14 protein-coding genes are annotated in these 14339 nt (G+C 70.8%); 8 read left to right on the top strand and 6 right to left on the bottom strand.

The window, feature by feature from the left end; genetic code table 11:
- Positions 1-263 precede the first annotated feature (263 nt).
- Together ACIQCZ_RS04955 and ACIQCZ_RS04950 are read left to right on the top strand one after the other, a co-directional pair.
- Complete coding sequence (locus ACIQCZ_RS04955; RefSeq protein WP_402280225.1) at positions 264-2093, top strand: DEAD/DEAH box helicase; 1830 nt, start codon at positions 264-266, stop codon at positions 2091-2093.
- A gap of 364 nt (positions 2094-2457) precedes the next feature.
- Complete coding sequence (locus ACIQCZ_RS04950; RefSeq protein ID WP_402279790.1) at positions 2458-3306, top strand: alpha/beta fold hydrolase; 849 nt, start codon at positions 2458-2460, stop codon at positions 3304-3306.
- A gap of 54 nt (positions 3307-3360) precedes the next feature.
- Here the strand turns inward: ACIQCZ_RS04950 and ACIQCZ_RS04945 are convergent, their stop codons facing one another.
- A complete protein-coding gene (locus ACIQCZ_RS04945) occupies positions 3361-4248 on the bottom strand; it encodes an NYN domain-containing protein (RefSeq protein WP_402279788.1) in 888 nt (295 codons plus the stop codon).
- 209 nt (positions 4249-4457) lie between these two features.
- Between ACIQCZ_RS04945 and ACIQCZ_RS04940 the strand changes: the two genes are divergently transcribed.
- Complete coding sequence (locus ACIQCZ_RS04940) at positions 4458-4610, top strand: hypothetical protein (RefSeq protein WP_015611185.1); 153 nt, start codon at positions 4458-4460, stop codon at positions 4608-4610.
- A 77-nt stretch (positions 4611-4687) separates the two neighbouring features.
- Here the strand turns inward: ACIQCZ_RS04940 and ACIQCZ_RS04935 are convergent, their stop codons facing one another.
- The 3 genes from ACIQCZ_RS04935 to ACIQCZ_RS04925 form a co-directional block, all read right to left on the bottom strand.
- Entirely contained in the window at positions 4688-5293 is a 606-nt protein-coding gene (locus tag ACIQCZ_RS04935) for a MarC family protein (RefSeq protein WP_093897497.1), read from the bottom strand.
- A gap of 178 nt (positions 5294-5471) precedes the next feature.
- The gene (locus ACIQCZ_RS04930) at positions 5472-6347 is read right to left on the bottom strand and encodes a PHP domain-containing protein (RefSeq protein ID WP_402279786.1); all 876 of its coding nucleotides are present in this window, start codon (positions 6345-6347) and stop codon (positions 5472-5474) included.
- A gap of 190 nt (positions 6348-6537) precedes the next feature.
- Positions 6538-7176 carry a DUF6758 family protein gene (locus tag ACIQCZ_RS04925; protein ID WP_376216094.1) on the bottom strand — a complete coding sequence of 213 codons (639 nt, stop codon included), beginning with the start codon at positions 7174-7176 and terminating at the stop codon, positions 6538-6540.
- Between the two features lie 157 nt (positions 7177-7333).
- On the opposite strand from ACIQCZ_RS04925, the gene ACIQCZ_RS04920 reads away from it, so the two are divergent.
- Complete coding sequence (locus ACIQCZ_RS04920; RefSeq protein ID WP_402279784.1) at positions 7334-8566, top strand: MFS transporter; 1233 nt, start codon at positions 7334-7336, stop codon at positions 8564-8566.
- 96 nt (positions 8567-8662) lie between these two features.
- On the opposite strand, the gene ACIQCZ_RS04915 is transcribed toward ACIQCZ_RS04920, so the two are convergent.
- Positions 8663-9295, bottom strand: coding sequence for a suppressor of fused domain protein (locus ACIQCZ_RS04915; RefSeq protein ID WP_402279783.1), 633 nt, complete (start codon positions 9293-9295; stop codon positions 8663-8665).
- A gap of 409 nt (positions 9296-9704) precedes the next feature.
- Between ACIQCZ_RS04915 and ACIQCZ_RS04910 the strand changes: the two genes are divergently transcribed.
- Positions 9705-10820, top strand: coding sequence for a magnesium and cobalt transport protein CorA (locus ACIQCZ_RS04910; RefSeq protein WP_402279781.1), 1116 nt, complete (start codon positions 9705-9707; stop codon positions 10818-10820).
- A 12-nt stretch (positions 10821-10832) separates the two neighbouring features.
- Positions 10833-11354, top strand: a complete 522-nt coding sequence (locus ACIQCZ_RS04905) for a hypothetical protein (RefSeq protein ID WP_402279780.1) — start codon at positions 10833-10835, stop codon at positions 11352-11354.
- Between the two features lie 175 nt (positions 11355-11529).
- Here the strand turns inward: ACIQCZ_RS04905 and ACIQCZ_RS04900 are convergent, their stop codons facing one another.
- Positions 11530-12294 carry a hypothetical protein gene (locus ACIQCZ_RS04900; RefSeq protein WP_402279778.1) on the bottom strand — a complete coding sequence of 255 codons (765 nt, stop codon included), beginning with the start codon at positions 12292-12294 and terminating at the stop codon, positions 11530-11532.
- A 203-nt stretch (positions 12295-12497) separates the two neighbouring features.
- Here ACIQCZ_RS04900 and ACIQCZ_RS04895 point away from each other — a divergent pair, with 203 nt between their 5' ends.
- Both ACIQCZ_RS04895 and ACIQCZ_RS04890 read left to right on the top strand, forming a co-directional pair.
- Complete coding sequence (locus ACIQCZ_RS04895; protein ID WP_402279777.1) at positions 12498-13772, top strand: magnesium transporter MgtE N-terminal domain-containing protein; 1275 nt, start codon at positions 12498-12500, stop codon at positions 13770-13772.
- Entirely contained in the window at positions 13762-14316 is a 555-nt protein-coding gene (locus ACIQCZ_RS04890; protein WP_402279775.1) for a DUF1003 domain-containing protein, read from the top strand. Before ACIQCZ_RS04895 ends, ACIQCZ_RS04890 begins: the two co-directional genes overlap by 11 nt.
- The last annotated feature ends 23 nt before the right edge of the window (positions 14317-14339 follow it).

Raw genomic sequence — 14339 nt, 5'->3', positions numbered from 1 at the left:
CGGGGCGTACGACTCGTACGACCGCAGATGAGGGGCCCCCTCAGCGGCACGAGCGCTCGAGCGACGGCAGTGGTCCCGCGCCACCCGGCCCATCCACGGCCGGATGACCAACCCCGGCACGGTACGACCCCCAGCGTTCGCCTCGGACCGCGTCTCACAGAAGAGGCAGCACCCTGACTACGTTCCGAGAACTCGGGATTCTCCCCGAGACGGCCGAGGCCCTTGAGGCCGTCGGCATCGTGTCCCCGTTCCCCATCCAGGAGATGACGCTCCCCGTCGCGCTCTCCGGTTCCGACGTCATCGGCCAGGCCAAGACCGGCACCGGCAAGACCCTCGGTTTCGGTCTTCCGCTGCTGGAGCGCGTCACCGTCCTCGCGGACGTCGAGGCCGGCCGGGCCAAGCCCCAGGAGCTGACCGAGGCGCCGCAGGCGCTGGTCGTCGTCCCCACCCGCGAGCTCTGCCAGCAGGTCACCAACGACCTGCTGACCGCCGGCAAGGTGCGTAACGTCCGCGTTCTCGCGATCTACGGCGGTCGCGCGTACGAGCCGCAGGTGGAAGCCCTGAAGAAGGGCGTCGACGTGATCGTCGGCACCCCGGGCCGACTGCTCGACCTGGCCGGACAGCGCAAGCTCGACCTCTCGCACGTGCGTGCGCTCGTGCTCGACGAGGCCGACGAGATGCTCGACCTCGGCTTCCTGCCCGACGTCGAGAAGATCATCACCATGCTTCCGGCGAAGCGCCAGACGATGCTCTTCTCGGCGACCATGCCCGGCGCCGTCATCGGTCTCGCACGCCGCTACATGTCGCAGCCGACGCACATCCGCGCCACCTCGCCCGACGGCGAGGGCGCGACCGTCGCGAACATCTCGCAGCATGTCTTCCGGGCCCACTCGATGGACAAGCCGGAGATGGTCTCCCGCATCCTGCAGGCCAACGGCCGCGGACTCGCGATGATCTTCTGCCGCACGAAGCGCACGGCTGCCGACATCGCCGAGCAGCTGGAGAAGCGCGGTTTCGCTTCCGGCGCCGTCCACGGCGACCTCGGGCAGGGTGCGCGCGAGCAGGCGCTGCGCGCGTTCCGCAACGGCAAGGTGGACGTGCTCGTCTGCACCGACGTGGCGGCCCGCGGCATCGATGTCGAGGGTGTGACCCACGTCATCAACTACCAGTCGCCGGAGGACGAGAAGACGTACCTCCACCGCATCGGCCGGACCGGTCGGGCCGGTGCCAAGGGCATCGCGATCACGCTGGTCGACTGGGACGACATCCCGCGCTGGCAGCTGATCAACAAGGCGCTGGACCTGGACTTCAACGATCCGGTCGAGACGTACTCCACCTCGCCGCACCTCTTCGAGGAGCTCGACATCCCGGCCGGCACCAAGGGTGTCCTGCCGCGCGCCGAGCGGACCCGTGCGGGTCTGCGTGCCGAGGAGATCGAGGACCTCGGCGAGACGGGCGGCCGCGGCCGCAAGACCTCCGCGGCGCCCGCCACCCGCGAGGAGCGTGCGCCGCGCACGCCGCGCCAGCGTCGTCGTACGCGGGGCGGTTCGGCCGTCCCCGCCGTCGGGGAGACCGTCGGCACCGCGGCCGTGGTACCGGCCCCGACCGCCGAGGTGACCGACGCCCCGTCCGAGCCGCGTACGCCGCGTACGCCGCGCCGCCGGCGCCGTACCCGCGTCGGAGCCGCGGACATCGCGGCCGAGGCCGCGGTGAGCACGGTCGAGGCTCCTGCCGCCGAGGCCGGGGACGAGCCCGAGGCCAAGCCGCGCCGTCGCCGCACCCGGGCCGCCGTCGTGAAGCCGGTGGCGGAGGAGGTCGACTTCCAGATCGCCCCCATCTCCGAGCCGGCGCCCGCGAAGACGGTGACCAAGCCGCGCCGCCGCACCCGCGTGGTCAAGCCGGTCGAGGACGAGGTCGACTTCCAGATCGCGCCCATCTCCGAGCCGGCGCCCGCGAAGACGCCGCGCCGTCGCACACGTGCGGCCGCCAAGCCGAAGACGGAGGTCGTGGCGGAGGCCCCGGCCGCCGAGGGCGAGGCGAAGCCGCGTCGGCGCCGGGCGCCGCGTGCGACTGCCGCCAAGGCCGAGGGCTGAACGCGCGGCACCGCCTCGTCCGGGTTCGCCCCGGACCCCGCTCCTCCGTCGACCGGAGGGGCCTGATTTCGCCGGACGGGCTTGAGGGTTTCCTCAAGCCCGTCCGGCGTTCGGGGACCTGCTCTTCTGCCCGTCCGGCGGTGCAGGACATAACGGCCTCCCCCACGACAGGGAGTGGGCCGGCGAGCGGCGTCATGCGGCTTCGACTGCAAGGCGGAGGAAGGAATCGGATGGGGCCTCCCCTGCTCGAACGCAGCTGAGAGCTTGGGGAAGGTGAGTCGTTGACCGACGACAACGCCGCAAGCGGAGTCGCAGGGCGCCGGGAGCCCGCTCCCTGTCGCGGGGGAGGCCGTAACCTCGTCCCATGAGCCGGCCGCACACCTTCACCCCGCCCCCCTGCGCCCACGCCCACCAGCTCCGCACCGCGCGCGGGGACTTCGCCGTGCTGGACGCCCCGCCGCGCACCGCGCACCGCGGCACGGCCCTGCTGCTGCCCGGGTACACGGGCAGCAAGGAGGACTTCATCGCACTGCTGGAACCACTCTCCGCCGCCGGGTACCGGATCGTCTCCGTGGACGGTCGCGGGCAGTACGAAACCGAGGGGACGGACCGTCAGGACCAGTACACACAGATCGAGTTGGCCCGCGATGTGCTGGCGCAGGCGGCAGCGCCCGACATCACCCGCGAGGGCTCCGTACATCTGGTCGGGCATTCGCTCGGCGGGCAGATCGCCCGCGCCGCCGTGCTGCTCGACGCCTCCCCGTTCCGTTCGCTGACGCTCATGTCCTCCGGTCCCGCCCAGGTCGCCGAGGCCCAGCAGCTCAAGGTGAAGATGCTGAGCGACGCGCTCGCGACGCTGAGCATGGCCGAGGTGTGGGAGGCGATGCGCGCCCTCGACCCGCCCGAGGACGCGACGACCGACGGCGAGGCGCTGCGCCGGCGCTGGCTGCGCCACCGGCCCGCCCAGCTGATCGCCACCGGCCGTCAGCTGGCGACCGAGCCGGACCGGGTGGCCGAACTCGCCGCCGTGGCGCTGCCGGTCCATGTGCTCTCCGGTGAGCGCGACGACACCTGGCCGGTGCCGCTGCTCGACGAGATGGCCCGGCGACTGGGGGCGCACCGCACCCGGATCGCGGGCGCCGAGCACTCCCCCAACACGGACCGCCCCGAGCAGACGGCGGCCGCGCTCGTCTCCTTCTGGGAAAGCCTGTAGGCGCCACCGCCGGAACTCGACGAGGCCGGAAGGGCGGCGCCGTCACCGCGGAACTCAGTACTGGGCCTGCAGGTGCTGCCAGAAGCCGTCTCGCAGCGCCCGGCGCAGATGCGCGTGGCCGCGCAGCGAGTGCTGCAGCACTCGTTCGGCCTCGACCAGCAGGTCCTGGTCGACCGAGCCCGGCAGATAAGGGTGGCCGGGCAGCAGATCGGCGAGGGACTCCCGGCCCCGGGCGGCCAGCCAGGCCGCGGCGATCTGCGCACCGACGAAGCGGACGTCTTCGCGCGAGGGCGCGGGGGTGTCCTCCTCGTAGGTGGTGACGGGGCGTCTGGTGACGTACGGGCGGCAGAAGTCCAGATCGAAGGTGCGCTGGCTGTCGACCTCCCAGAGCAGCGGTTCGGCCTGGTTGCGCCCCTCCCCGGCCTCGATGCCCCACAGGTGCACGCGGGCCCCGTACCCCTGCGCCGCCTCGACCGCGGACACCAGGTCCTCGTCGCCGCCGACGAGCGCCGCGTCGCTGATGGCACGGTGCCGGGCGAGCGATTCGAGGTCGGTGCGGATGAGTGAGTCGACACCCTTCTGCTGGTTGTTGGCATTGAGGTTGCCGAGTCTGACCTTGACGTCGGGGAGTTCGGCGATGGACTGCTGCTCGACGGTGTGAATGCGCCTCCTGGCTCCGTCGTACCAGTACACGCGCAGCAGTCTGCTGTCCGCGAAGATCGTGCGGGCCTTGTCGATGAAGGCCTCGATCAGCCCTTCCGCGTCGAGGTCGAAGGAGCGGCGGTCCTCGGTGCCGGTGACGAGCAGTCCGGCCGCGGCGTACACATAACCCGCGTCCACGAAGATCGCGTGGGTCGAGGGGGTCTTCGACACCTCGGCGAGCACGCGCTGGAGCAGCTCGTTGGTGCGGTCCAGGCGCTCGCCGATCTCTGCCTCGTTCATACGGGCCTCGTCACCGGCGCGTGCTGGGTGACCTGCTGATGCTTAGACATCCAAAAAATTTCCTTAGCGTAGGGAATGTTTGCCGGAGGCAAGCCGTTGTACACCTCGTGGAGCGCAGGACATCGCTGTCGAGCGCTCTCATCCTTGCGGACGGGTCATCCGTCCTCCCAGTAGTTCTCCAGCAGGAGGATCAGACGAAGGGAAGCCGTATGCGCTTCGAGATCATGCGACTCGACGATGTCGACGGTACCGCCGTGGACAGCACCGTCGTGGACGCCGCCTCCGTCAACCGGATCGTGCAGCAGGCCGCAGCCATGGGCCAGCGCATCTACATCCGCCCGGCCGAATCCTCGGCTTCGTAACGCACAACGACGTACAAAGACGAAGCGCCCCCGTACGGACGGTCCGTACGGGGGCGCTGTGGTGTCCGCGGGCGCCGTCAGGAGTTCTGGATGACCTGGGTGACCCCGTTGATGATCTGCTGTACGGCGATCGCGGAGAGCATCATTCCGGCGAGCCTGGTCACCAGCACGACGCCGCCGTCCTTGATGACCCGGATGATCAGCAACGAGTAACGCATGGTCAGCCAGAGCACGATGTGCATGGCGATGATCGCCGACCAGACGGAGATCTGGCTCCCCACGCTGTCGGCGTGCTGCACCGCCAGGATGACCGAGACGATCGCACCGGGCCCGGCGAGCAGCGGCATGCCGAGCGGCACGAGCGCCACGTTGACGTCCTTCGTCTGCGTCGGCTCGTCGGTCTTGCCGGTGAGCAGATCGAGCGCGATCAACAGCAGGAGAAGCCCGCCCGCGATCATCAGGGCGGGTACGGAGACATGCAGATAGTCGAGGATCTGCTGGCCGAGCACCCCGAAGACCGCGATCACGCCGAAGGCGACGGCCACGGCCTGCAGCGCCATCCTGCGCTGCATCTTGGCGGGGCGGCCCGCGGTGAGGGCGAGGAAGATCGGGGTGATTCCAGGGGGATCCATAATCACAAAAAGCGTGAGAAAAAGGGATCCGAAGACAGCGACGTCGAACACAGTGAGCCTTGCGCGAGAAGAACGAGAAACGGTCTGAAGGAGCGCACCCCGAAACCGGGGCGGCGGCCCGGAGGCCGCGGGTGCGCGGTGGAATGCGGAGGAGGGACGAGCGGCGGTACGCGTCGGGCCGCCGGTGCCGGGCCGCGGGGCTTCGGCCCCGGCCGGGTCGCGTGCGGCGTTACACGGGGCGGGGTCCGCCCGCGCCCGGCACCGGGAAGGCTCCCGTGGCGCGCCGGGTGATCTCGCCGTAGATCTCGGGGTCGGTGGTGCACTCGCCGAGTGCGACGGTCTTGCGGGTGCCGTGGTAGTCGCTGGAGCCGGTCGTCAGCAGCCCCAGCTCCCGGGCGAGGCCACGCAGTCTGGCCCTGGTCGGCTCGTCGAGGCCCTCGTGCTCCGGGTGGTCGACCTCGATGCCGTCGAGGCCCGCGGCGGCGAGCTTCGCGATCGACGACTCGGGAACCACCTCACCGCGCTTGACGGCGAGCGGATGGGCGAAGACGGTGACACCGCCGGCGGCCTTGACCAGCCGGATCGCGTCGAAGGGGTCGAGTTCGTGTTTCTCGGCGTACGCGCGTCCGCCGTTGGCGAGCCACTCGGGCGTGAAGGCGTCGGAGACGGTCTCGACGACGCCGAGCTCGACGAGCGCGGTGGCGATGTGCGGTCGGCCGACCGATCCGTCCCCGGCGATCCTGGCGACCCGCTCCCACTCGATCGGCACGCCGAGCGCCTGGAGCCTGCCCACCATGGTCCGCGCACGCGGCACCCGGTCGTCCCGCACCAGCTCGCGTTCGCGCGCCAGCTCGGGCTCGTCGGGGTCGAAGAGGTACGCCAGCAGGTGCAGGCTCACACCGTCGATCCGGCAGGAGAGCTCGGCACCGGTGACGAGGGTGAGGCCGTCCGGAAGAGCGGCGGTCGCCTCGGCGTGACCGCGCACGGTGTCGTGGTCGGTGAGGGCGACGACGTCGAGGCCCGCGGCGGCGGCCTTGCGCATCAGCTCGGCGGGGGTGTCCGTGCCGTCCGAAGCGGTGGAGTGGGTGTGCAGGTCGATGCGCACGACGCGTACTCCAGTGCTCGGGGCCGGACAGGGGGACGTTCAAGGATAACCGGCATCCGGACACCGCCCGGCCGGGCTCCGTTCGCCCCGGCCGGTGCTGCGACCGGAGACCTCCACCGGCTCCCGAAGCCCGCCCGTGACCACGGGACGGCCCTCGGAGCCTGTCGGGTGGCCTCGGAGCCTGTCGCTCTCAGTCGAGCAGGCGCGGGGTGAGCGCCCCGCACGGCACGAGGTCCATCTCTCCCCCGGCCTCGCGCAGATCGGCGAGCACCAGCTCGTCGTACATCAGCAGCCCCGACTGCTCGGGCCAGACGATCGCCCAGAGCCAGAGCCCGCGCGCCTCGCCCGCGAAGACCGCGCGGTCCTCGGGAGCGCCCTTGACGTGCCAGAGCGGAGTGGGACGTCCGGCGGCGAGCATCTTGACGTCCGGCGGGCCGTCGACATCCAGATGCGGCCCGGGGTCGGGGCCGTCGATCCCGGCATAGCGCGCCCCGAGTCCGACGCCGAGCTCCTCGGTGACGAGCAGCAGCTCGCCCATGCCGCCGACGGGGCCGGGACCTGAGCAGGCGACGACGGTGGCACGGCCGCCGCTGCGCTCGTCACCGGCGCTCGCCACGCCCGTGAAGAGCCAGCCCACCGGCAGCGGCCAGGGCATCCACACCGGCACCCGGGCACGGCCCACGACCACGCCCAGCGCCTCGACGCTGGGCGGGACGACCGGTTGCAGCGGTTGCACACTGCCGTGCAGAGAGCACTGCCAGGTGTCGGCAAAGAGACCGGGCGCCCTGACCCGGCCTCCACACTTCGGGCAACTGGGTTCGCCCCTCATAGCGACCAACGGTCCTCCAGGTCGGCCGTCGCGTCAAGGATGATCACCCGTCCGTAGTGCGGCCCTCACCTGCGGAATTAGATGTAACTTGCACTCATTAGTTCCCCTAACTTATTCTGTGTATAACACAACGATCTAGTGGAGAGCGAGAAGACCCATGCAGGGAGAGGATCCGTTCGATCAGGGGGCGGGCAGCATCCTGCGCCAGCCGAAGGCCGTCTGGGCCACGGCGGGCGCCTCTGTCGTCGCGTTCATGGGAATCGGCCTGGTGGACCCGATTCTGCCGTCCATCGCCAAGGGCCTGGAGGCGACACCGAGCCAGGTGTCCCTGCTCTTCACCTCGTACTTCCTCATCACCGCCGTGGCGATGCTCGTCACCGGCTTCGTCTCCAGCCGGATCGGCGGCCGCAAGACGCTGCTGGCCGGCCTCGCGCTCGTCGTCGTCTTCGCCGCGCTCTCCGGCACCTCGTCGTCCGTCGCCGAACTCGTCGGCTTCCGGGCCGGCTGGGGCCTGGGCAACGCGCTCTTCGTCTCGACCGCGCTCGCCGTGATCGTCGGTGCGGCGGCCGGTGGCAGCGCGGCGGCGATCCTGCTCTACGAGTCGGCGCTCGGCCTCGGCATGGCCTGCGGCCCCCTGCTCGGCGCCCTGCTCGGTGATGCCAGCTGGCGCTACCCGTTCTTCGGCACGGCCGCGCTGATGGCGATCGGCTTCATCTGCATCACGCTGTTCCTGAAGGAACAGCCCAGGCCCGCCGGCCGGACGTCACTGCTCGACCCGATCAAGGCGCTCGGCCACGGCGGCCTGGCCTCCGTCGCGACCTCGGCGTTCTTCTACAACTACGCGTTCTTCACGATCCTGGCGTTCACTCCGTTCGTGCTCGACATGACGCCGTACAAGTCGGGTGCGGTCTTCTTCGCCTGGGGTCTGCTGCTCGCGGTCTTCTCGGTGCTCGTCGCCCCGCGGCTGCAGAAGCGCTTCGGGTCACTGAAGGTGCTCGGTGCCTCGCTGGTGCTGCTCGCCGCCGACCTCCTGGTCCTGGGATACGGCAACCACACCGCCGCCATCGTCTGCACGGTCGTCTCCGGCGCCTTCATCGGCATGAACAACACCGTCTACACGGAGCTGGCGCTCGGTGTGTCGGACGCGCCGCGCCCGGTGGCGAGCGCGGGCTACAACTTCGTCCGCTGGTTCGCCGCGGCCGCCGCCCCGTACCTCGCCCCGAAGATCGAGGAGTGGAGCGACATCCACATCCCCTTCGTCGTCGCCGCGATCACGGCTGTGATCGGTGCGATCGTCGTCTGGATCCGGCGCGCGGCGCTGACCCACGACGCGGAGGAACTGGAGCCGAAGCACGCCACCGAGGACGGTGTCACGGTCTTCGCCGACTGACCACGGCGCCGGCCCGCTCCCCCCGTTCCGCCCCGCCCGCGGCTCCCCCTCCTGGCCGCGCGGCGGGGCTTCCCCGTGCCCGGCACGACGTACGTCTCAGTCCAGGTCGACGGAGGCACGGAGCGGATCACGCAGATCCGTACCGTGCGAGAGCCACCGCTCCTGGAGTTCCTGCGCTCCCCGGACCCGCTTCCACGCGGCCTCGTTGTGCGTCATCGGCAGCAACGGCAGGAACCGCACCGGATCCATGGGGCCGACCGCCTCCGGACCGCCGTCCCGACCCGGGCCGCCGGGTGCGGGCTCATTCGGATCCAGGTCCTCGACCAGCCCGCCCGGCTCGGCGACCAGTACGGAGCTGAACGGCGCCCCGGGCCACAGCGGCTCACCGACGTCCAGCGAGGCGCCGGGCGCCACGATCAGCCCTTCGACCTGCGGGGAGGCCGCCAGCACGGCCAGCGGGCGCAGCACCTTGTCGGTGTCGGCGAGCCCCGCGCGCACGGAGAGGATCAGCTCGGCGCGCGGCCCCTTGACCGGGTCCGCGAGGGTCGCGGTCGGATCGGCCATCGGCTGCGCGGACATGCCGAGCGTGGCGTAACGCACGACGTCGCCGTCGACGAAACGGAGCACCTCGATGCGGTCCGTACCGAGAAACGTCACCGCGGCGCGCGCGTCCGGTTCGCCGAGGGCCGTCAGCAGCCGGGCCTCGACCAGAGCAAGAATTTCTCCCATCCCGCGAGCATAGGACGCGTATGGAACGGGCAAAGTAAGGGATTGACCCTCGGACGGCTGATAGTCTTGGCCGCTGGTCGGGGCAGCACGCAGAAGCGTCGCTCTCAGCCCCGACGACACGTCATCCCCCACGGGGGACCGGCCGGAGGAGGTGGGGCTGCCATGGATCGAAGTCGACCGTGCAGTACCAACCGCTCTTCCGCACCTCACCACACTTCGGTGATCTGAAGCCTTCTCGGTCAAGGCCCATGGCATTGCGCACGACGGAAGAGCACTTCCCTTTTGCCTGTCTGTAGCGACCGCCGTCATCGCGCCGCCGCGGTGCCGCCCGCTTTGCGGACGTGAGCACACGTCCCCATTCCGGGCTGTTCCACGTGCCCGACGACGGCCCTCCGTGAAGGAGCCAGCCATGTCGATGATCCGCGACCTGCGCGCCGCCGTGCGCCCGTCCCTGCGCAAGAGCAACGCCCTGCACAACAGTTACGACACCACCCGGGACCCGTCCGTCTCCAGCGCGGTGGTCGACTGCGCGGTCTACCGCGACGGACGACGCCTGGAGAGCGGCACCTGCCGCACGCCGCACGAGGCGATGCTCCAGGTGCGCGAGGAGGGCGGCTTCGCCTGGATCGGACTGCACGAGCCGACCGAGGAGGAATTCGCCGGGATCGCCCGGGAGTTCGGGCTCCACCCGCTCGCCGTCGAGGACGCGGTCCACGCCCACCAGCGACCGAAGCTGGAGCGGTACGACGACACGCTCTTCACCGTCTTCAAGACCATCCACTACGTCGAGCACACCGAGCTCACCGCGAGCAGCGAGGTCGTCGAGACCGGCGAGGTGATGTGCTTCACCGGCCGGGACTTCGTCATCACCGTGCGGCACGGCGGCCACGGCTCGCTGCGCGCGCTGCGGCACCGGCTGCAGGACGACCCCGAGCTGCTCGCCAAGGGGCCCTCCGCGGTCCTGCACTCCATCGCCGACCATGTCGTCGACGGCTACATCGCGGTGGCGGGCGCGGTCCAGGACGACATCGACGAGGTGGAGATCGAGGTCTTCTCCACCCCCGCGAAGGGCAGCCCGCGCGGCTCCGACGCCGGCCGGATCTACCAGCTCAAGCGTGAGGTCCTGGAATTCAAGCGGGCCGTTTCGCCGCTGCTGCGGCCGATGCAGCTGCTGAGCGAGCGGCCGATGCGGCTGATCGACCCCGACATCCAGAAGTACTTCCGTGACGTCGCCGACCACCTGGCGCGGGTGCACGAGGAAGTCATCGGCTTCGACGAACTGCTGAACTCGATCCTCCAGGCCAACCTGGCGCAGGCGACCGTCGCGCAGAACGAGGACATGCGCAAGATCACGTCCTGGGCGGCGATCGTCGCCGTACCGACGATGATCTGCGGTGTCTACGGCATGAACTTCAAGCACATGCCCGAGCTGGGCTGGAAGTACGGCTACCCGATGGTGCTGGGGGTCATCGGGGTGGTGTGCTTCTCCATCCACCGCACGCTCAAGCGCAACGGCTGGCTCTAATAGAGTTCGGGCATGACTGCTGCTGCCGCTGATGTGCCGCTGGGCCGGGCTCTCGTCGAGGAGGCCACCAAGAAGTCCGGCCTCATCTGGGTGCGGGGCACCGGGCCCGCGCGGGCGCTGTGGCACGTGTGGCACGAGGGCGCGGCGCATCTGGTCGGCGACGGCCCCGGCGAGCAGCCGCTCCCGGCCGGCCTCGTCGACGGTCGTGCCGCCGAGGTGACCGTGCGCAGCAAGGACAAGGGCGGCCGGCTGGTGGCCTGGACGGCCGCCGTGGCGGAGCTCGCACCGCACTCCGAGGAGTGGGAGGCCGCGGTCGCCGAACTCAAGGGCAAGCGGCTGAACGCGCCGGACGCCGAGCGGATGACGGAGCGGTGGGCGCGCGAGTGCCGGGTGCTGCGGCTGACGCCCGGCGCATTCCGCACGGAGCTTCCGGACGGCTCACTGGCCGCGGCGCCCCTGCCGACGCCCGCGACCACGCGACGACCGGTACCGGCCGGGCTGCCGCGGCTGCTGAAGCGGGGACGCAAGGGCTGACCCGGGTCCGGCGGGACCGGCACGGCGATCCGGATCCGGCGCGGCCGGGCGGGCCGGGCGTGGTGACCGGCACCGGGCGCGACCGGTTGGCCGGGCCGGAGCCGAGTTTCCTGATCCGCGCGGCCGGTTCAGTGCTGCTGTCCGTGCGGCCGGTTCGGGTGCCGCTCGGCCCGCCTCAGGACGACGTCTTGGGCAGCTGCTGCCCGTAGTCGACCGTGTCCTCCTTCGCCGGGGCCTGCAGCGGGAAGTCCTTGCCCCAGTCCGACAGCGTCACGATCCCCCCGCCGGCGGCGCGCGCGAACCGCAGCGGATACGGCGTGCCCTCCAGCGAGACGTCGAGCATGCCGCCCTCGCCCTTGCCGCCCGTGATCCGAATGGTCCGGGTCGGTCCGACCGTCCCGCGGTCGCCCTTGTCGAGGGTGCCGTGCAGCGTGAGCAACCCGTCGAGCAGGGTCTTCTTCTCCGTGAAGCCGCGCAGCTGCTTGTACGTGGGGTCGCCCTCGGGCACCTTCACGTATTTGTCCTGGAGCTTGTCCGCGGCGGCCCCGCCCGCGTGGGCGTCGGCGCCGGGCTTCTCGTCGTGGCTCCAGAAGCCCGAGTCCGCCTTGAGGTAGAGATCGTCACCGATCCGCAGCAGCTCGAAGGTGCTGTCCTTCGAGACGACGGAGCCGGTGCCGCCCCTCTCCCTGAGCCGCATGTCGAGCTGGTAGGTGCCGCCCTTGCTGACCAGCTTCCCGGCGAGGCGCACCGCGTCGGCCGAGGCCGCGGCGGTCTGCGCCTTCTTCTCGATCTGTACGGCGGTGAGTCTGCCGACCCCGTTGGTCCCCTTGTCCGGGTCCTCGCCCCCGCACGCCGTGAGGGCGGCGGTCAGTCCCGCGCAGAGCACAACGGCGAGGACGGTCCGGCGTCGGGCCCGGACGGGCGGAACGGAAGCGGTCACGGGCGCACTGCCTCTCATCTGCATGGCGGGGGTGGCAGACGGCAGCGTACCCGTGCCGTTCATGCCTTCCGGCAGGGAGCCGTACGGACGGGTCCACCGGGGCAACCCGGAGCGGTACGGGCTAGCCTGATCCCGTCATAACGGTTAATTAGCTGTCAAACAGACCGGACAGGGAAGTCGTACACGGAAGAAGGAGGCGCACCATGGCGGCAGGCGCCCCCCGGGTCTTCGTCTCGCATCTCGCCGGTGTGCCGGTCTTCGACCCCAACGGCGATCAGGTGGGCCGCGTCCGCGACCTGGTCGCGATGCTGCGGGTCGGCGGCCGGCCGCCCCGGCTGCTCGGCCTGGTCGTCGAGGTGCTCAGCCGCCGCCGGATCTTCCTCCCGATGATCCGGGTGACCGGGATCGAGTCCGGCCAGGTCATCACCACCGGCGTGGTCAACATGCGGCGCTTCGAACAGCGGCCCACCGAACGTCTGGTGCTCGGTGAGTTCCTCGACCGGCGCGTCCGTCTCGTGGAGACCGGCGAGGAGGTCACCGTCCTCGATGTCGCCATCCAGCAGCTTCCGGCCCGCCGCGACTGGGAGATCGACAAGTACTTCGTGCGCAAGGGCAAGGGCGGGGCATTGCGCCGCAAGGGCGAGACCCTGACGGTCGAGTGGTCGGCGGTCAGCGGTTTCTCGCTGGAGGAGCACGGGCAGGGCACCGAGTCCCTGGTCGCCACGTTCGAGCAGCTGCGCCCCACGGACGTCGCCAACGCGTTGCACCATCTGTCGCCCAAGCGACGGGCCGAGGTCGCCGCCGCGCTCGACGACGACCGGCTCGCCGACGTCCTGGAGGAACTGCCCGGGGACGACCAGGTGGAGATCATCGGCAAGCTCCAGGAGGAGCGCGCCGCCGATGTCCTGGAGGCCATGGACCCGGACGACGCGGCCGACCTGCTGTCCGAGCTGCCCGAGGAGGACAAGGAGCGGCTGCTGGCCCTGATGCGTCCGGACGACGCGGCCGATGTGCGGCGCCTCATGTCGTACGAGGAACGGACCGCGGGCGGCCTGATGACCACCGAGCCGATCGTCCTGCGCCCGGACGCGACCGTCGCCGACGCGCTCGCGCGGGTCCGGCAGGCGGACCTGTCCCCGGCGCTCGCCGCCCAGGTGTACGTGTGCCGCTCGCCGGACGAGACACCGACCGGCAAGTACCTGGGCACCGTGCACTTCCAGCGGCTGCTGCGCGATCCGCCGTACGCGCTGGTCAGCTCGATCGTCGACAGTGATCTCGTCCCCCTGGCGCCGGACACCCCACTGCCGGCCGTGACCAGCTATCTGGCGGCGTACAACCTGGTCTCGGTGCCGGTCGTGGACGAGAGGGGATCGCTGCTCGGCGCGGTGACCGTCGACGACGTCCTCGACCACCTGCTGCCGGAGGACTGGCGGGAGACGGACTTCCACGGTGAGGAGGAGATCGCCAGTGGCCGGTGAGGACCGGAAGGGGGTGCCGACGGGGGCCTCGGGCATCACGCGCCCGCCCCGTTCCCGGCTGGACCAGCCGAAGGCCCCCCGGCGTCGGCTGCTGCCCGAGTACGACCCCGAGTCGTTCGGCCGGCTCTCCGAACGGATCGCCCGGTTCCTGGGCACGTGGAGCTTCATCGCCTGGATGACGCTGGTCATCATCGTCTGGGTGGTGTGGAACGCCTTCGCGCCCATGGGGTGGCGGTTCGACGCGTACCCGTTCATCTTCCTGACGCTGATCCTGTCGCTCCAGGCCTCGTACGCCGCCCCGCTGATCCTGCTCGCGCAGAACCGGCAGGCCGACCGCGACCGGGTCACCTACGAGCAGGACCGCAAGCAGAACGAACGCTCCATCGCGGACACCGAGTACCTCACCCGCGAGATCGCGGCCCTGCGGATGGGCCTCGGAGAGGTCGCCACGCGCGACTGGATCCGCTCCGAGCTGGAGGACCTCATGAGGGACCTGGGGGACCGGCACGCGCCGCTCCCGGCCGAGAGCGACGAGGACCACTGATGGGGTTACTCGCGCGTAGCAGC

The sequence above is a fragment of the Streptomyces sp. NPDC093149 genome (assembly GCF_044754145.1).
In the GTDB taxonomy this organism is placed as follows: Bacteria; Actinomycetota; Actinomycetes; order Streptomycetales; family Streptomycetaceae; genus Streptomyces.
This window is presented reverse-complemented; position numbering and strand designations above follow the sequence as displayed.

Bases quoted from the DNA above. Each gene is read 5' to 3' on its own strand.
- ACIQCZ_RS04910 (WP_402279781.1), top strand. From the start codon at position 9,705: ATGTCGATGATCCGCGACCTGCGCGCCGCCGTGCGCCCGTCCCTGCGC.
- ACIQCZ_RS04895 (WP_402279777.1), top strand. From the start codon at position 12,498: ATGGCGGCAGGCGCCCCCCGGGTCTTCGTCTCGCATCTCGCCGGTGTG.
- ACIQCZ_RS04950 (WP_402279790.1), top strand. From the start codon at position 2,458: ATGAGCCGGCCGCACACCTTCACCCCGCCCCCCTGCGCCCACGCCCAC.
- ACIQCZ_RS04940 (WP_015611185.1), top strand. From the start codon at position 4,458: ATGCGCTTCGAGATCATGCGACTCGACGATGTCGACGGTACCGCCGTG.
- ACIQCZ_RS04915 (WP_402279783.1), bottom strand. From the start codon at position 9,295: ATGGGAGAAATTCTTGCTCTGGTCGAGGCCCGGCTGCTGACGGCCCTC.
- ACIQCZ_RS04945 (WP_402279788.1), bottom strand. From the start codon at position 4,248: ATGAACGAGGCAGAGATCGGCGAGCGCCTGGACCGCACCAACGAGCTG.
- ACIQCZ_RS04955 (WP_402280225.1), top strand. From the start codon at position 264: ATGACGCTCCCCGTCGCGCTCTCCGGTTCCGACGTCATCGGCCAGGCC.
- ACIQCZ_RS04925 (WP_376216094.1), bottom strand. From the start codon at position 7,176: ATGAGGGGCGAACCCAGTTGCCCGAAGTGTGGAGGCCGGGTCAGGGCG.
- ACIQCZ_RS04920 (WP_402279784.1), top strand. From the start codon at position 7,334: ATGCAGGGAGAGGATCCGTTCGATCAGGGGGCGGGCAGCATCCTGCGC.
- ACIQCZ_RS04905 (WP_402279780.1), top strand. From the start codon at position 10,833: ATGACTGCTGCTGCCGCTGATGTGCCGCTGGGCCGGGCTCTCGTCGAG.